Source organism: Sphaerisporangium rufum, assembly GCF_016863395.1.
In the GTDB taxonomy this organism is placed as follows: domain Bacteria; phylum Actinomycetota; class Actinomycetes; order Streptosporangiales; family Streptosporangiaceae; genus Sphaerisporangium; species Sphaerisporangium rufum.
Map to the genome: position 1 here is coordinate 71,155 of NZ_BOOU01000067.1, position 16,681 is coordinate 87,835.

13 protein-coding genes are annotated in these 16,681 nt (G+C 73.9%); 6 read left to right on the plus strand and 7 right to left on the minus strand.

The genetic code is table 11. The annotated features are described in order from the left end of the window. Nucleotides 1-141: 141 nt before the first annotated feature. Together Sru01_RS24690 and Sru01_RS24695 are read right to left on the minus strand one after the other, a co-directional pair. The gene (locus Sru01_RS24690) at nucleotides 142-405 is read right to left on the minus strand and encodes a GlsB/YeaQ/YmgE family stress response membrane protein (RefSeq protein WP_203990228.1); all 264 of its coding nucleotides are present in this window, start codon (nucleotides 403-405) and stop codon (nucleotides 142-144) included. A 107-nt stretch (nucleotides 406-512) separates the two neighbouring features. Further along, nucleotides 513-1,694, minus strand: coding sequence for an acyltransferase family protein (locus tag Sru01_RS24695; protein WP_239137710.1), 1,182 nt, complete (start codon nucleotides 1,692-1,694; stop codon nucleotides 513-515). Between the two features lie 456 nt (nucleotides 1,695-2,150). On the opposite strand from Sru01_RS24695, the gene Sru01_RS36330 reads away from it, so the two are divergent. Continuing rightward, complete coding sequence (locus Sru01_RS36330) at nucleotides 2,151-3,023, plus strand: DUF4142 domain-containing protein (protein WP_203990229.1); 873 nt, start codon at nucleotides 2,151-2,153, stop codon at nucleotides 3,021-3,023. Nucleotides 3,024-3,678: 655 nt separating this feature from the next. Continuing rightward, complete coding sequence (locus Sru01_RS24705; protein WP_203990232.1) at nucleotides 3,679-5,400, plus strand: carbohydrate binding domain-containing protein; 1,722 nt, start codon at nucleotides 3,679-3,681, stop codon at nucleotides 5,398-5,400. A 143-nt stretch (nucleotides 5,401-5,543) separates the two neighbouring features. Here Sru01_RS24705 and Sru01_RS24710 read toward each other — a convergent pair whose 3' ends face one another. Continuing rightward, nucleotides 5,544-6,572 carry a LacI family DNA-binding transcriptional regulator gene (locus Sru01_RS24710; protein ID WP_203990233.1) on the minus strand — a complete coding sequence of 343 codons (1,029 nt, stop codon included), beginning with the start codon at nucleotides 6,570-6,572 and terminating at the stop codon, nucleotides 5,544-5,546. Between the two features lie 221 nt (nucleotides 6,573-6,793). Here Sru01_RS24710 and Sru01_RS24715 point away from each other — a divergent pair, with 221 nt between their 5' ends. The 4 genes from Sru01_RS24715 to adhE all read left to right on the plus strand — a co-directional run bounded on the left by Sru01_RS24715 (nucleotide 6,794) and on the right by adhE (nucleotide 11,826). Continuing rightward, nucleotides 6,794-7,207 (plus strand): hypothetical protein, encoded by a 414-nt coding sequence (locus Sru01_RS24715; protein ID WP_203990234.1) that lies wholly within the window; start codon nucleotides 6,794-6,796, stop codon nucleotides 7,205-7,207. A 233-nt stretch (nucleotides 7,208-7,440) separates the two neighbouring features. Further along, nucleotides 7,441-8,586: a glutathione-independent formaldehyde dehydrogenase gene (locus tag Sru01_RS24720; RefSeq protein ID WP_203990235.1), complete on the plus strand. Its 1,146-nt coding sequence runs from the start codon at nucleotides 7,441-7,443 to the stop codon at nucleotides 8,584-8,586. After that, the gene (locus Sru01_RS24725) at nucleotides 8,583-9,053 is read left to right on the plus strand and encodes a hypothetical protein (RefSeq protein WP_239137711.1); all 471 of its coding nucleotides are present in this window, start codon (nucleotides 8,583-8,585) and stop codon (nucleotides 9,051-9,053) included. The genes Sru01_RS24720 and Sru01_RS24725 overlap by 4 nt, the downstream gene beginning before the upstream one ends. A gap of 136 nt (nucleotides 9,054-9,189) precedes the next feature. Beyond that, entirely contained in the window at nucleotides 9,190-11,826 is a 2,637-nt protein-coding gene (adhE, locus tag Sru01_RS24730; RefSeq protein ID WP_203990237.1) for a bifunctional acetaldehyde-CoA/alcohol dehydrogenase, read from the plus strand. Nucleotides 11,827-11,954: 128 nt separating this feature from the next. On the opposite strand, the gene Sru01_RS24735 is transcribed toward adhE, so the two are convergent. The 4 genes from Sru01_RS24735 to Sru01_RS24750 form a co-directional block, all read right to left on the minus strand. Continuing rightward, nucleotides 11,955-12,674, minus strand: coding sequence for a hypothetical protein (locus Sru01_RS24735; protein WP_203990238.1), 720 nt, complete (start codon nucleotides 12,672-12,674; stop codon nucleotides 11,955-11,957). A 57-nt stretch (nucleotides 12,675-12,731) separates the two neighbouring features. Beyond that, the gene (locus Sru01_RS24740; RefSeq protein ID WP_203990239.1) at nucleotides 12,732-14,051 is read right to left on the minus strand and encodes a S8 family peptidase; all 1,320 of its coding nucleotides are present in this window, start codon (nucleotides 14,049-14,051) and stop codon (nucleotides 12,732-12,734) included. Between the two features lie 72 nt (nucleotides 14,052-14,123). Further along, nucleotides 14,124-15,350, minus strand: coding sequence for a S8 family peptidase (locus Sru01_RS24745; protein ID WP_203990241.1), 1,227 nt, complete (start codon nucleotides 15,348-15,350; stop codon nucleotides 14,124-14,126). A gap of 1 nt (nucleotide 15,351) precedes the next feature. Continuing rightward, complete coding sequence (locus Sru01_RS24750; protein WP_203990242.1) at nucleotides 15,352-16,620, minus strand: S8 family peptidase; 1,269 nt, start codon at nucleotides 16,618-16,620, stop codon at nucleotides 15,352-15,354. Between the last annotated feature and the right edge of the window lie 61 nt (nucleotides 16,621-16,681).

Genomic DNA, 16,681 nt, shown 5'->3' on the forward strand with positions numbered 1-16,681 from the left:
GTATCCGGCAGCCGTAAGTTACCGGCCGGCGGCCCGCCGGGCCGGACGGAACCGGCCGCGCGCTCGGGCCGCCGCCCGGTCCCGGACGCCGGACGCCCGGTCCCGTCGGGTGACGGGACCGGGCGTCCGGTAGGGGTACGGCTAGGCGCGCCGTTTCAGGAAGGACAGCAGGGCCACGCCGATCGCGGCCACGATGACCTGGATGACCAGCTCGATCCAGTCGATGCCCCCGGTGTCGGCCACGTTCATCGCGGCCGCTATGGCGGTGCCGATCAGCGCGGCGACGATGCCGACCAGGATGGTCAGCAGGATGCCGATCCGCTGCCGTCCCGGCACGACCAGCCGGCCGAGAACGCCGATGACGATGCCCACGAGGATGGCGGAGATGATTCCGTCTACTTCCATGGTCACGCTCCTTCCCGCGGCCGCTCCGGCCGCTGCCGCCGTCGAGACACCGCGCCGCGTTCGGTCACGGCCGGCGCGAATGCCACGATGACGTGGCGTTTCGACGGCTAATGTCCATCCTCGCTCACGAAAGCGCGATGTGGCGGGGTGGAGATGGTAAAACGCCGCCCGAGCCGCAGACCGGGGCGCTCGACGAAGCGGTACGCCAGCGCGGCGGCCGCCAGGATGAGGGCGACGAAGGCCACGGCGGCCGGGATCTGCACGTACCACGGCGACCAGCGCAGGTCTCCGGTGATCCAGGTGAACAGCTTGAGCAGCGGGTGGTGCAGCAGGTACAGGGAGTAGCTGATCAGCCCGGTCCAGACGAGGAAGCGCGGCAGCCGGCGGCGCCGCAGCGCCATCGCCGCGGCGAACGTCACGGCGGCCAGGCACAGCGTGGTGATCCAGACATCCGGTTCGACCCACCACCAGCCGGACTGCAGCGCCCATATCGGGGACAGCGCCACCAGGACGGCGGTGACCGGGATCGGCCAGAACGGCCCCGTCCCCCGCTCCCACCGGTGCACGGCGGTACCGGTGAACATCACCGCGAGGATCACCGCGCCGAACCAGGGGGTCCGGCTGCTCAGCGGGATCAGGGCGAGCGCCAGGACGCCGAGGGCGCGGGCGGCGGCCACCGGGAACCGGTTCGCCAGCACGCAGGCCAGCCCGGCCAGGAAGGCGGCGCAGGAGATCCAGGCGACCCGGCGGTCCACCAGCGGCGCGGCCGGGAGCAGCAGTCCCATGACCACCGCGGCCAGGCCGAACAGCACGGCGGGCCCGCCACCGGCCGGACGGGTCCTGGTGGTGTACAGCGCGGCCACCAGCAGGTAGAACACCATCTCGTAGGAGAGCGTCCACATGGTGTCGGCGACGCCGCCGAGCCCGACCACGTCCAGCAGCATGGTCGCGTGCGCGGCCACCGCCGAGCCGTCCCGCGGCACGGTCCGCGGAATCGAGATCCAACCGGCCATGGCCAGGACCAGGCCGATGACCACCAGGTACAGCGGGTACAGCCGGAAGATCCGGCCGATCCAGAAGGCCCGCAGGTCGCCCCGGCGCTCCAGCGACCTGGGGATGATGTAACCGCTGACCAGGAAGAACACCATCACGCCGTAGATGCCGAGGTTGAACCAGTACGGCCGAAGCGAGGGGACGACCCAGGGCAGCAGATGTTCGGCCAGCACCGCCGTCGCGCCGACCCCGCGCAGCGCGTCCAGCCAGTCCAGCCGGCCGGGCGTCACCGGCACCGGCGCCCGGGCGGGCCCGGGCGGCGCGGGGCGACCTGCGGGTCCCGGTCCCCCGGGATGGCCACCGGGAACCACGGCCGAGCCGGTGCACGGCCCGACAACGGTGCGAAATCCGGCACTGCATGACGACTCACCATGATTCGCACTTTAGCTGGGCAAAGGTCGGCTGCTCGCCGGGCGTCCGTCCAGCTTCCGCCTGGTTCACCGGCCGAGTGGCGCGGATCGCTCACGTATCTCGTCCTGGAATCGAACCAGGAGCGCCGATCGCCCGTACCTCTGCCCGAAGGGCGATCGTCGTGACGACGACGGGGCGGCCGGCCGGCCGCGATCCCCTGGGACGAAGGGATTCGGGCGAGTATGAGAAGCCGACACTCCACCACCGCGGCCGTCGTGGCGGGCGGCCTCCTCGCACTTCAGCTGACCACGGCGTGCTCCGCGGCGCCCGATCAGCAGGCGGTGAGCGCTTACGGGGGTCCGGTGCCGATGGCCCCGCCCGCCGAACAACTGATCGAAAAGCAGCAACCTCCCGCCCAGGAACCGCAGGCCGACCCCGCGGCGGCGGACCCGGCCGCGCAGGACCCGGCCGCGCAGGACCCGGCCGCGCAGGACCCGGCGGCGGACCCGGCCGCCCAGGCGGGCGCGGGCGACCCGGCCGCGGCGGCCCCGGCGGCCGATCCGGGCCAGCAGGGCCAGAACTACCCCACCACCCAGCCCTCCGGGGACAACGGCGGCGTGGTCACCGAGGCGGTGGGCCAGGAGACCGTGTCCACCCCGTGGGGGCCGCTGACCGCGGCCGACCGGGATCTGGTGGCCAAGGTCCGGCTGGCCGGCCTGTGGGAGATCCCGGTCGGGCGGGAGGCCGCCAAGCGCGCCTCACGCGCCGCCACCCGCAAGAACCTGGGCGAGATCGCCCGCCAGCACGTCCTGCTGGATGCGGAGGACCGGCAGGTGGCGGCCAAGCTGCGCATCCCGCTGCCGGACGAACCGAACGCCGACCAGCAGGCCTGGATCGCCGAGATCTCCAGCAAGAAGGGGCTCGAGTACGACAAGACGGCGGTCCTGCGGCTGCGGCTGGCGCACGGGAAGATCTTCCCGGCGATCGGCGCGGTCCGCGCCAGCACCCGAAACACCCTGATCCGGGAGTTCGCGCAGAGTTGCGCCAATTTCGTGAACACCCACATGGGCCTGCTGGAGGGCACCGGCCTGGCCGGGTCCATGGCGATGCCGCCCGCCCCTACGGTCAGCGGCGCGCCCGACACCGTCCCGTCCGGCGAGCCGGCGCCGAGCGCCCCGCCTGCCACCACCCTGGACCACATCGTCAATCACTGAAGCCCACCGGCCGGCCCCGCACGGGCCGGCCGTGCGCTCGGCACGCCGGCCCGGTGGCGATACGCCACCGGGCCGGCGTGCCGTGCGGGGCGACGACCACCGAAGGCCGGTGACGCCGCCGGTGGCCGCCGATCTGCAACTGCCCGCAAGTTGCGGAAGAAGTTTCAGTCATATTACGCAGGAAGCTCGCCAGGATTCGCCTATTAAAGCCGAGCGGGGCGCATGAAACCGGACGAATAGCTATTAACTTCACATAACTCCGGATCGGCATCTGGAATCGATTGGAAATATCTGCAAACTCTTGCTAACAAGATGGCCGCCGAGTAACTTCCAGGAAACACCCGAACCCTGGACCGGGAGCCTCGATGGTGCGCCCTCCGCTCACCGCCGCACGCGCGCCGCCACCTGACGCCGCCCTTCCGGCCGCACCCCGCCCGGACCGCCCGGACCGGCGACCCGCGGCCACCCGATCCCCGCCCACCACCCGATCTCTTCACCCGAATATCCAGACATATCCGGATATCGGGCTACCGGGCGGGCGACGCCGCGGCCAGGCCGTCGCGCAGCCCACCGGCGACGTACAGAAATCGGGCCGGGTGTCATCACCACCCGGCCCGCTGACGGGATCCCATTCGCAGGCTTCTGGAGACCCCACATGCGACTCTATCGAACCATCACCAGGGGCGCGCCGGCCGCGGCCCTGGTCGCGGGCATCGCGATGGCGGCGCCCGTACTCGGCACGACCGCCGCGCACGCCGCGGCCGACCCCGGCGTGACCGTCAACCTGTGGAACTGGAACTGGCGGTCGGTGGCCAGGGAGTGCACCGAGGTCCTCGGACCGGCCGGGTACGGCTCGGTCCAGGTGTCCCCGCCCACCGATTCGATGTCCAAGGGCGGCTCGGTCTGGTGGGACGTCTACCAGCCCGCCCGCTACACCCTCACCAGCAAGTTCGGCGACGAGACCGCCTTTCGGAACATGGTGTCCGCCTGCCACGCCGCCGGGGTGAAGGTGCAGGTGGACGTGGTCGTCAACCACATGACCGGGCAGGGGTCCACCAGCTACGGCGGCTACGGCTTCAGCAAGTACAACTACCCCGGGCTCTACTCCTCCTGGGACTTCCACTCCCCCTGCGCGATCAACGACTCCGACTACGCCGGCGACGCCTGGCGGGTGCGCAACTGCGAGCTGGTGGGGCTGTCCGACCTGAACACCGGCTCCGACTACGTGCGCGGCCAGATCGCCGGCTACCTGAACCGGCTGACCGGCCTGGGCGTGGACGGCTTCCGCGTCGACGCCGCCAAGCACATCGACCCCGGCGACCTGGCGGCCATCCGGTCCCGGCTCCAGGGCTCGCCCTACATCCACCAGGAGGTGATCCACGGCGCCGGCGAGGCGGTGCGGCCGGACCAGTACACCGGCGTGGGCGACGTGGACGAGTTCGTGTACGGCCGCAAGCTCAAAGAGCAGTTCACCGGCCAGATCAAGTACCTGCGGAGCTTCGGCGAGAGCTGGGGGCTGTCGGTCTCCGGCGACAAGGCGATGGTCTTCGTCGACAACCACGACACCGAGCGCAAGGACGCGTCCGCCGGGGACGCCACCCTCACCTACAAGTACGGCGCCACCTACAAGCTGGCCAACGTCTTCATGCTGGCCTGGCCGTTCGGCAAGCCGAACGTCTACTCCTCCTTCACCTGGAGCGACAAGGAGGGCGGGCCGCCGTCGGCCGGCGGCGGGTTCGTCACCGACGCCGACTGCGCGAACGGCCGGTGGACCTGCTTCCACCGGCAGCTGGCGGGCATGGCCGGCTTCCATGAGGCGGTGGCCGGCACCCCGGTCGGCAACTGGACCGACAACGGGGGCAACCTGATCGCCTTCAGCCGCGGCGACCGGGGATGGGTGGCCATCAACAACGAGAACGCCGCCGTCACCCGGACGTTCACCACCGGCCTGCCCGCCGGCACCTACCCCAACGTGGCGGGAAGCGGCTCGGTCACCGTGGGCGCGGGCGGGACGGCGACCGTCACCGTGCCGGCCAAGAGCGCCGTGGCCATCCGGACCGGCTCGGCCACCCCGCCGACGAACCCGCCCGGCGACGGCACCGCCACCGTCTACTACCAGACGGGCTGGAACCCCGCCTACATCCACTACGGCGTCAACGGCACCTGGACCACGGTGCCGGGTGCGGTCATGGACACCGCCTGCGCCGGCTGGAAGAAGAAGACCGTCGCCCTCGGCACCGCCGCCACCTTCCAGGTCACCTTCAACAACGGCTCGGGAAGCTGGGACAACAACGGCGGCCGCGACTACACCATCGGCACCGGTGTCAGCACCGTGACCGACGGCGTGGTCACCGGCAACGCGACCGCTCCGTGCTGACCACGGGCGTCGTCGGCGCCGCCGCCTGATCGATGAAGGCCTCCGGTGTGGCGCGGGTGCCGGCTCCCGCGGCACCCGGAGGTCTCGGGTCCGTCCGGGACGCCGGCCGGCCGTTCATGGCCCCCGGGCGGCCGGCGGCGTGGTCAGCCGGCCGCCGACAGCCTGGCCGGCATCGGACCGGTCGAGCGGCGGACGACCAGCTCGGGCCGGTGGAGCAGCTCGGTGCGCGGCGCGGGCAGCCCGCGGATCTCGTCCAGCAGGCTCGCCACCGCGGCGAGCCCCATGTCGCGCACCGGCTGGCGCAGCGTGGTGAGCGGCGGATCGAGGTAGGCCGTCATCGGCGAGTCGTCGAACCCGACGACGGACACGTCCTCCGGCACCCGCAGCCCGGCCTGGCGGACCCCGCGGATCGCGCCGATCGCCATGATGTCGCTGCCGCAGCAGATGGCCGTGCACCCGCGGTCGAGCAGCTGCCGGGCGGCCGACTGCCCGCCCTCGACCGTGTAGAGCGTGTTGACGACCAGCTCCGCGGGGTCGGCGATCCCCGCGTACTGCGCCAGCGCGCGGCCGAAGCCGTCGGTCTTGCGGATCGTCGGGACGAAGCGCTCCTGCCCGACCGCGAGCCCGATGCGGCGGTGGCCGAGCGAGACCAGGTGGTTGACGGCCATGTCGAGCGCGGCGGCGTCGTCGTTGGAGATGAAGTGGGCGTCGATGTCGGCCCGGTAGCCGTTGATCAGGACCATCGGCAGGCCCATCTCGATCAGCCGGGCGTAGCGCCGGCGGTCCGACCGCGAGTCGGCGTGCAGCCCGTTGACGAAGATGATGCCGGCGACACCGCGCTCCAGCAGGAGATTGGTGTAGTCGTCCTCGGTGATGCCGCCCGGAGTCTGCGTGCACAGCACGGCGGTGTAGCCGGACAGCACCAGCGCGCTCTCGATGACCTGGGCGAACGCCGGGAAGATGGGGTTGGTCAGCTCCGGGAGGATCATGCCGATGAGACCGGTGCTCTGCTGCCGCAGCTTCGCCGGGCGCTCGTAGCCGAGCACGTCGAGGGCCGTGAGGACCGCCTGGCGGGTGCCCGCGGCCACTCCCGGCCGGCCGTTGAGCACCCGGCTCACGGTCGCCTCACTCACGCCCGCTTGGGCGGCGATGTCGGCGAGGCGCATTGTCATGGTGGCCAACTTACCTTTCCGGCCCGGCAGCGCCCGCCCGCCGTGCGGCCGGGCGCGCGCTCGGCCGGTGGGGCGGTCGGGCGGCCGGGCGGGCACCGTACCGGCGGGGCGGGGCGGGGTCGCGCCGGCCGCGGGGCGCCGCGGCCCCCTGGCGCGGCGGCGGAGTAGCCTGATCCTCGCCGGCCGAAGGCCCGCCGGCGACGGGGAGCGAGGCGGCCGCCATGAGCGTCGAGACCGATGACCTGCCGTACGTGGACGAGCACCGGACCACGGTCGACGCGCCGCGCGCCGCCGTCTGGACGGCCCTGCGCCGCTACGCGGCGTCCCTGGGCGTCGGCGCGGGCAACCCGCTGGCCCTGCTGCTCGGCACGGTGCCGCCGACCGGCTTCGCCGAGGTGGAGCGGGTGCCGAACGAGCGGCTCGGCCTGGCCGGGCGGCACCGGTTCAGCCGCTACCTGCTGGTCTTCGAGCTCGCCGACGCGGCGAACGGCTCGACGACGGTGCGCGCCCGGTCGTACGCCGCCTTTCCCGGCCCGCACGGCCGCCTCTACCGCGCCCTGGTGATCGGTTCGGGCGGGCACGTCGTCGCCGTGCGGGGCATGTTGCGGGAGATCCGCCGCCGCAGCCTGCGCTGATCGCATCGGCGCGCCGTCCCTGGTGCGGGCGTAAAGCCCTGTTCAGGCGGTGACCGATCGCCGGGCCCCGGTCGTTTCCCGCTCCGGGCGACGGGTACGGCCGCCGCATGGGCCGGGGGATCGCGTCCAGATGACGGAAGGGGGACCGCCGGCTCGACGGTGTCACCGATCTCCTGCCGCGCCCGGCGGCGACCGCCGCCGCGTCGCACGAGATGCCACCGGAGGTACCCACCGTGAAAGCAGTCATCTATAAGGGCCCGCGCCGGATCGCCGTCGAGGAGGTCCCCGACCCGGTGATCCAGGCGCCGACCGACGCGATCGTCCGCATCACCACCACCAACATCTGCGGGTCCGACCTGCACATGTACGAGGGCCGCACGACCGTGGAGGAGGGGAAGGTCCTCGGCCACGAGAACATGGGCGTCGTCGAGGCGGTCGGCGACGCGGTCGACCGGATCAAGGTCGGCGACCGGGTCTCGGTGCCGTTCAACATCGCCTGCGGCGCCTGCCGCAACTGCCTGGACGGCTGGACCAGCTTCTGCCTGCGGACCAACCCCACCGAGGGGGTGGACGGAGCCGCGTACGGCTACGCCAACATGGGGCCGTACGACGGCGGCCAGGCGGAGTACCTGCGGGTGCCTTACGCCGACGTGAACCTGCTGGAGTTGCCGCCGGGCACCGAGCACGAGAACGACTTCACCATGCTGTCGGACATCTTCCCGACCGGCTGGCACGGCACGGAGCTGGCGGGCATGCGGGCGGGCGACCGGGTCGCGGTGTTCGGCGCCGGCCCGGTGGGCCTGCTCGCGGCGCACAGCGCGATGATCCGCGGCGCCGCGCAGGTCTTCGTGGTGGACAAGGAGAAGGACCGCCTCGACCTGGCCGGCAAGATCGGCGCGACGCCGGTGGACTTCGCCCGGGCGGACCCGGTCGAGCAGATCATGTACGCCACCGGCGGCCGGGGCGCCGACTGCGGCGTCGAGGCGGTCGGCTACCAGGCCCACGACGGCACCGGTCAGGAACACCCGGAGCTGGTGCTGGACAACCTGGTGAAGTCGGTGCGCTCCACCGGCGGCATCGGCGTGGTCGGGGTGTACGTCCCGCAGGACCCGCAGGCCGCCACCGACGCCGCCAGGCAGGGCCGGATCGGCTTCGACTACGGCACATTCTTCACCAAGGGGCAGCGGATGGGGACCGGCCAGTGCCCGGTCATGCGGTACAACCGCCGGCTGCGCGACCTGATCATCACCGGGCGGGCCCAGCCGTCGTTCCTGGTCTCGCACGAGCTGTCGCTGGACGAGGCGCCGGACGGCTACGAGCGGTTCGACCGCCGGGAGAGCGGGTGGACCAAGGTCCTGCTGCACCCGGCCGCCGCGTGAGCCCGGGGATCCTGGCCGGCGCCGCCGCGGGCGCGGCCGGCACCACGGCGCTCAACGCGTTGACCTACCTCGACATGTCGGTCCGCGGCCGCCCGTCGAGCGATTCGCCGGAACGGCTGGTCGAGGCGGTCGAGGCGCGCACGCCGCTGTCGGTCCCCGGCGCGGCGGAGACCCGGCGCAACCGGCTCGGCGGGCTGGGCGCGCTGGCCGGCATCGCCACCGGGATCGGGGTCGGCGCCGCGTTCGGCGCGCTGCGCCGGGCCGGCGTCCACCCGCCGCCCGCCGTGGAGGCCGCGCTGATCGGCCTGGCGGCGATGGCGGCCACCGACCTGTCCATGGCGGCGCTCGGCGTGTCCGATCCGCGTACCTGGCAGCCGGCCGACTGGGCGGCCGACCTGCTGCCGCACCTCGGTTACGGGGCGGTGACCGCCGCCACGCTGTCCGCCCTGGACGGCCGGGGGCGTTGACACCCGGCGCGGGAAGGTCCTGAAAGATCGGGTCCTTGGTCCTGGTGATCCGGGGACGGAACGCTCCGGCGGGAAGATCGGGGAGGGCGGATGCTGAAGGTGATCGCAGCAGCCGAGACACCCCGAGGTGATCCGCATGGCCGGTCCGGCCGTGAACGTCCCGACCCCCGTCACCGAGATGATCGACACCCTGGTGGGTGCCGCGCTCAAGGCCCTGGACGAGTACGCGGCCTTCGACCAGGACCGGATCGACCACATCGTGAAGAAGGCATCGGTGGCCGCGCTGGACGAGCACGCCTCGCTCGCCGAGGCGGCGGTGCGCGAGACCGGCCGCGGCGTGTTCGAGGACAAGGCGGTGAAGAACATCTTCGCCTGCGAGCACGTGACCAACAGCATGGCGACGCTCAAGACGGTGGGGGTGGTCTCCCGGGACGAGATCAGCGGGATCGTGGAGATCGCCGAGCCGGTCGGCGTCGTCTGCGGGATCACCCCGGTGACCAACCCGACCTCCACCACCATCTTCAAGGCGCTCATCGCGCTGAAGACCCGCAACCCGATCGTGTTCGCCTTCCACCCGGCCGCCCAGGAGTGCAGTGCCGCCGCGGCGCGCGTCGTCCGGGACGCGGCGGTGGCCGCCGGCGCGCCGGAGCACTGCGTGCAGTGGATCACCGAGCCGTCGCTCGCCACCACCACGGCGCTGATGCGCCACGAGGGGGTGGCGACCATCCTGGCGACCGGTGGCAACGGCATGGTCCGCGCGGCGTACTCGGCCGGCAAGCCGGCGCTCGGCGTCGGGGCGGGCAACGTCCCGGCCTACGTGGACGCCACCGCCGACCTGCGCCGGGCGGTCAACGACATCGTGCTGTCCAAGGCGTTCGACAACGGGATGGTGTGCGCCTCCGAGCAGGCGGCGATCATCGACGCGGCGGTGTACGAGGCGGCGCTCGCCGAGTTCGCCACGCTGCACGCCTACCGGGCCACCCCGGAGGAGAAGCGGCTGCTGGAGGAGTTCCTGTTCGGTCCGGGCGCGGGGAGCGAGTCGTGCGGCGAGGCGCGGATCAACGCCGACGCCGTCGGCCGGCCGGCGGCATGGATCGCCGAGCGGGCCGGTTTCACCGTCCCGGCCGGCACCTCGCTGATCCTTGCCGAGGTCGGCCAGGTGGGGCCGGCCGAACCGCTGACCCGGGAGAAGCTGTGCCCGGTGCTCGCGGTGCTGCGCGCCGGCGGCCGCGAGGAGGGGATCGTGCTGGCCGAGCGGATGGTCGAGTTCGGCGGGCTCGGGCACAGCGCCGCCGTCCACACCCGCGACGCCACGCTGGCCGAGGAGTTCGGCCGCCGGGTCAAGGCGGTGCGGATCATCTGGAACGCCCCGTCCTCGCAGGGCGGCCTCGGCGACATCTACAACGCCTTCACCCCGTCGCTGACGCTGGGCTGCGGCAGCTACGGCCGCAACTCGGTCTCGCACAACGTCTCGGCGGTCGACCTGCTCAACATCAAGCGGATCGGGCGGCGCACCAACAACCTGCAGTGGTTCAAGGTGCCGGCCAAGGTGTATTTCGAGCCGCACGCGATCCGCTACCTGGCCGACCTGCCGGACGTGCGGCGGGTGACGATCGTCACCGAACCGACGATGACCCGGCTCGGCTACGTGGACCGCGTGCTGACCGTGCTGGGCCGCCGCCCCGAGCGGGTCGCACTGCAGATCATCGACGACGTGGAGCCGGAGCCCAGCGTGGCCACCGTGGATCGCGGCGCCGAGCAGATGCGGCACTTCCGGCCGGACACCATCATCGCGCTCGGCGGCGGCTCGGCGATGGACGCCGCCAAGGTCATGTGGCTGCGCTACGAGCACCCGGAGGTCGTCTTCGCCGACATGCGGCAGAAGTTCTTCGACATCCGCAAGCGCGCCTTCCGGTTCCCGCCGCTCGGCGCGCTGGCCCGGCTGGTCTGCGTGCCGACCACGTCGGGCACCGGCGCCGAGGTGACGCCGTTCGCGGTGATCACTGACACCGTGACCGGCAAGAAGTACCCGCTGGCCGACTACGCCCTGACCCCGAGCGTCGCGATCGTCGACCCGGCGCTGGCCGCCGACCTGCCCGCCGTCGTCACCGCCGACAGCGGCTTCGACGCGCTCACCCACGCGATCGAGGCGTACGTCTCGGTCTACGCCAGCGACTTCACCGACGGCCTGGCGCTGCACGCGGTCAAGCTGGTCTTCGGCAACCTGGAGCGGGCGGTGCGGCACGGCGCCGCCGATCCGCGGGCGCGGGAGGCGATGCACAACGCGGGCACCATCGCCGGGATGGCCTTCGGCAACGCCTTCCTCGGCATCGTGCACGCCATGTCGCACACCCTGGGGGCCACCTTCCACCTTGCGCACGGGCGGGTCAACGCGGTGCTGCTCCCGCACGTTATCCGCTACAACGGCACCGTCCCGGGCAAGCCGTCCGGCTGGCCCAAATACGAGCACTACCGCGCTCCGGAGCGGTTCCAGGAGATCGCGCGGGCGCTCGGCCTGCCCGCCGCCGACCCGGCGGAAGGGGTGGCGTCCCTGGCGTCCGCGGTCGAGCGGCTGCGGGCGGCCGCCGGGATCGAGCCGTCCTTCCAGGCCCTGGGCGTGGACGAGCGGGAGTTCCTGGCCGCGCTCCCCGGGCAGGCCCGCAACGCCTACGAGGACCAGTGCGCGCCGGCCAACCCGCGGATGCCGATGCTCGACGACATGCGCGAGCTGATGCGGGCCGCCTACTACGGCCCGGCGGACGCCGACCGCTGACCTGGGACGAGACCAGGCGCCTCCGCCATCCCGGAGGGCCGAGCCCTCCGCCGTGGCGGGGTGACCGCGCCACCGCGCTCGCCGTCGCGACGGGTCGGCCGCGCCACCGCGCCCGCCGCCCCGGCGGGTCACCCCTTCCGGCCGGCGGCGGACCGCCCCTGCTGCGAGCCGGCGTAGGCGGCGGCCCGGGCCCGCTGGACGGCGCCGGTCGGCCGCAACCCGGGATGGGCGTTGCGGATCGGGTCGAAGGCGGCGACCTCCTCGCCCGGCGGCACCGGGCCGTGCAGCCGCAGCCGGGCCAGCGGGGCGCGCACCGCGCCGTCCAGGCCGAGGACGAACTCCAGCGGCCCGGCGGGCGCCGCGCCCGCCGGCACAGCGGCCGGCACGGCGGCCACCCGGCCGGGGTCGCCGGACAGCCGGCGTCGCCGGTCCACCGGCACCGCGAGCAGCCGGACGCGGCCGAGCCGGCTCCGGTAGGGCAGCAGCGTGGAGTAGAAACCGGCGGCGAAGTCCAGGACCGGATAGGGCAGCCAGGGCGGCGCCGGCGGCCGGCCGCCGGTGGTGAACAGCAGGTCCAGGTCGCCCGGGTCGCCGCCGCCGGGTATTCGGAGCGCCAGGCCGAGCCCGTCCGGCAGCGGCGGCGGCAGGGACAGCGCCCGGGACAGCCGGACCACCACCGGCCGGCCGGCCGGCCCGTCCAGTGCCGGCACGCCCAGCCGAGGGGCGCCCGGCAGCGGGTCGAGGGTGGCGGTGAAGGTCCGGCCCGCCGGGTGCAGCGCCCGGCCGTGGCGGGCGGCGGCGACCGCGCGGGCCAGCGAGCTCACCAGCCGGTAGGCGAAGGGGTCCATGGCGCCTCCCTACCCGCCCGGCGCGGTTCGCACCTTCGCCGCCGCCGCGCCGGGGGGTCAGAGGCCGCCGGTGTACAGCAGGCGGGCCGGGGTGCCGGCCGGGACCGGCGCCGGCACGCCGCGGGTGGCGGACTGCCGCATCCAGTTGATGATCGTCACGGCGGTGGCGTCCCCGTTGGCCTGCTTGAACAACGCGCCCACGCCCGCGGCGTAGGCCGCGGCCAGCGCGGTGCCGCTGCCGCGGCGGGTGGCGCCGCCGGGGACGGCCGAGACGACGTCGGCCCCCGGCGCGTAGATGTCGACGCACGGCCCGCCCGCGCTGAAGGCGGCCGGCCGGTCCCGGACGGTGGACGCGGCCACCGTCAGCACGCCCGGCGCCGAGGCGGGCGAGACGTCGCAGGCGTTCCCCCCGTGGTCGCCGGCCGCCGTGGCGAGGAAGATCTGCCTGCTGTTCAGCTCGTTCACCGCGTCGTCGAGCGAGGGCGACTTGAGCGTGCCCAGCGAGACGCTGGCCACCGCGGGGCGGACCAGGTGGTCGCCGACCCAGTCGAGCCCGGCGATGGCCGCCGAGTTGGAGCCCGCGCCCTGGCAGTTGAGCACGCGGATCGGCACGAGCCGCACCTTGGGCGCCACCCCGAAGGTCCGGCCGCCGACCAGGCCGGCGGCGAACGTGCCCCGGCCCAGGCAGTCGCCGGTGCCGCGGCCGTCGCCGACGGCGTCGAAGCCGGGCACGACCCGTCCGGCCAGGTCGGAGTTGCGCGGGTCGATGCCGCTGTCGACGATGTAGGCGGTGATCCCGGTCCCGTCGTGCCGGACGTCGTAGCGGCCGTTCAACCTGCCGCCGTGCTGGTCGATCCGGTCCAGCCCCCAGGATGTGGTGGGGGCGCCCCGCGGCCGGCCGGCCGGGCGGGCGGCGGAGTCGGCGGCGCCGGGCATGCCGAGGCCGCCGCCGGGCACGCCGCCGACCAACGCGTCCTGCTCTACCGAGGTGACCGTGGGCTCCCGGAGCAGGATGGTGAGCTGCTGCGGGGTCATCCGGGCGCAGAAGCCGTTGAGCACCGTCGTGTAGATGAAGATCGGCTTCACCCCGATCAGCTTGATCACCGTTTCCGGCCTGACGCCGGGGCGGAGCACGACGATGTAGCGATTGGGCAGCGGCTGGCCCACCGGCGGGACGACCACCCGCCGGGCCTCGCCGCCCGCCACCGCCGGGGCTCCGGTCATGGCGGGCAGCACGGCCAGGAGGAACGCCACGGACAGCGCCTGCCCGCGCCACCGGCGGCGCCGCCGGTACGGGACGGCGGGGCGGAGGGTCATCGCGTCCCCCTCGTGGTCGTCGCCGGGGCCGGGAGATCGGCCACCGGCCAGAGTCGGCATCAGTCGATGATCAATTACCCGGCCGTCCTGTCGATTACGCTCGGTGACCGGCCCGGCCGGGTCAAGATCAGGTCAGCCGGGCGGGGCCGGGCCGGCCAGCCCGGCGGTGCAGAGCAGCCGGTCGGTGGTGTCGGCCGGGACGCCGCGCACCGCGCCCGGCGTCGCGTCGGCGATGATCTGGGCGAGCAGGGTCACCGAGTCGGTGTCACCGCGCGCCTGCTTGTACAGTGCGGCCACTCCGGTCGCGTACCCGGCCGCGTAGGCGGTGCCGCTGACCCGGCGGGTGCCGCCGCCCGCCGACGCCGTGACGACGTCCACCCCGGGCGCGAACAGGTCGACGCACGGGCCGGTGTCGGTGAACGCGGCCGGCCGGTCGGCGGACGTGGCGGCCGCGACCGCCAGCGAGGTCGCGACGGCCGCCGGTGACACCAGGCAGGCCGTCGTGGCGTGGTCGCCGGCGGCCACCGACAGGAACACCCCCAGCCGGCTCAGCTCGTGCGACGCCAGGTTCAGCGCCGGGGACGCCGCGGCTCCCAGCGAGATGCCGGCGACCGCCGGCCGCACGGCGTTGCGGGCCACCCAGTCGAGCCCGGCGATCGCCGAGGAGTACGAGCCGGTGCCGCCGCAGTCCATCACCCGCACCGGGGCCAGCCGGATCTTCGGCGCCACCCCCCAGGTGGTGCCGCCGGCCAGCGCGGCGACGGAGGTGCCGTGCCCGGCGCAGTCGTCGGTGCCGTGGTTGTCGTCGATGGCGGTGTAGCCGGGCGCGATCCGCCCGGTGAACTGCGGATGGCGCGGGTCGATGCCGGTGTCGATGATGTAGGCGGTCACCCCCCGGCCGTCGTACCGGCTGTCGAACCGCCCGTTCAGCGGCGGCCACCGCTGGTCGAGCCGGTCCAGCCCCCAGGAGGTGGTGGGCCGGGCGGCCGGCGTCCGGGCCGGCCCCGGCCGCACCGTCCCCTCGTAGGCCTGGATGACCGCGTCCCGCTCCACCGCGGCGACCCCGGGGTCGCCCAGCAGCCGGACGACCTGGGCCTCGGTCAGCCGGGCGGCGAACCCGTTGATCACTTTGGTGTACACGTAGATCGGCCGGGCGCCGGCCAGCGCGGCGAGGCGGGCGGGCCGCTGGCCGGGCCGGAGTAGGACCACGTACCGGCCGGGGATGAACCTCGGCACGGGCGGCGGGCCCGGGGCGGGCGCGCGGGCCACGACGCCCGCCGCCGGCCCGCCGGCCGCCGGCGGCACCGGCACGACGGGCGCGGCCAGCAGGCACGCCGTGGCGCACAGGACCCGCAGCACCTCAGAGCCCGCCGGTGTACAGCAGCTTGTTGGAGGTGTTCTCGGGGATGCCCTTGAGCTCGTCGGACGTCGCCTCGCGCACCAGCCAGTTCTCCAGGACGGCGCTCTGCGCGTCCCCGCGGGCCTGCTTATAGAGCGCGGCCACCCCGGTGGCGTAGGGGGCGGCGAACGAGGTCCCGTTGCCGACCCGGCTGCCGCCGCCGGCCTTGCTCGTGGTGACGGCGAGGCCGGGCGCGAACACGTCCACGCACGGCCCGGTGTTGCTGAAGATCGCCTGCCCGTCCACCCGGGTGGAGGCGCCGACGGTGAGGATCCCCGGGGCGGACGCCGGCGAGACGTCGCAGGCGTTGCTGAAGGCGTTGCCCGCCGCCGCGGCGACGAAGATCCCCTCCCGGGCCAGCCCGTTGGCCGCCTCGTTCACCGACGGCGACTTGGGCCCGCCGAGGGAGACGTTCACGACCGCCGGGCGGGCGGCGTTCTTGGCGATCCAGTCCAGGCCGGCGATGACCCCGGAATAGGCACCGCTGCCGTCGCAGCCCAGCACCCGCACCGGGGCGAGCTTCACCTTGCGCGCGACGCCCCAGCTGGTGCCGCCGACGATGCCGGCGACCGAGGTGCCGTGCCCCAGGCAGTCGCCGGTGCCGCGCTGGTCGGTGACGGCGCTGAACCCGGGGACCAGCCGGCCGGTGAAGTCCTTGTTCGCCGGGTCGATGCCGCTGTCCACGATGTAGGCGGTGACCCCGGCACCGGTGTGCGTGACGTCGTACCGGCCGTTGAGCGGCAGGCTGCGCTGGTCGATGCGGTCCAGGCCCCAGGAGGTGGTCAGGTCCGGGGCCCCGCGGCCCGCGACGGGCGCCGGGCCGGGGCCGAAGGCGCGGACCACGCCGTCCTCCTCCACCGCGGCCACCTCCGGGTGGCTGAGCACCTCGCCGATCTGTTCCGGGCTCATGTTCGCGGTGAAGCCGCTGATCACCTGCTGGTAGACGAAGTCGGGCCGCACGTCGAGGGGGATCACCACGTCGGCCGTCAGCCCGCCGGGCCGCAGCCGCACGATGTACCGGTTCGGGATCGCGGTGCCCGCCGGCGCCCGGATCACCTCCAGCGGGCGCCGGCCGGCGGCGGCCGCGTCGACCCGGGCGGCCGGCCCGGCCGGCGGCGCGACCGGCGGCGCCACTGCCGACAGCAGCATGACCGCCGGCAGGACGATCGACAGCACCCGGCCGCCGCGCCGCACACCGCCGGGAACCCTGATGGTGGGGCTGGTCGTCATCGCGTCCCTCTCCTGATCGGCCGGCGTGCCCGGGCGGCGGCTGCGCGGGAAGACAGTGATC

Bases quoted from the DNA above. Each gene is read 5' to 3' on its own strand.
- Sru01_RS24735 (WP_203990238.1), bottom strand. From the start codon at position 12,674: ATGGACCCCTTCGCCTACCGGCTGGTGAGCTCGCTGGCCCGCGCGGTC.
- adhE (WP_203990237.1), top strand. From the start codon at position 9,190: ATGGCCGGTCCGGCCGTGAACGTCCCGACCCCCGTCACCGAGATGATC.
- Sru01_RS24715 (WP_203990234.1), top strand. From the start codon at position 6,794: ATGAGCGTCGAGACCGATGACCTGCCGTACGTGGACGAGCACCGGACC.
- Sru01_RS24750 (WP_203990242.1), bottom strand. From the start codon at position 16,620: ATGACGACCAGCCCCACCATCAGGGTTCCCGGCGGTGTGCGGCGCGGC.
- Sru01_RS24690 (WP_203990228.1), bottom strand. From the start codon at position 405: ATGGAAGTAGACGGAATCATCTCCGCCATCCTCGTGGGCATCGTCATC.
- Sru01_RS24740 (WP_203990239.1), bottom strand. From the start codon at position 14,051: ATGCCGACTCTGGCCGGTGGCCGATCTCCCGGCCCCGGCGACGACCAC.
- Sru01_RS24710 (WP_203990233.1), bottom strand. From the start codon at position 6,572: ATGACAATGCGCCTCGCCGACATCGCCGCCCAAGCGGGCGTGAGTGAG.
- Sru01_RS24705 (WP_203990232.1), top strand. From the start codon at position 3,679: ATGCGACTCTATCGAACCATCACCAGGGGCGCGCCGGCCGCGGCCCTG.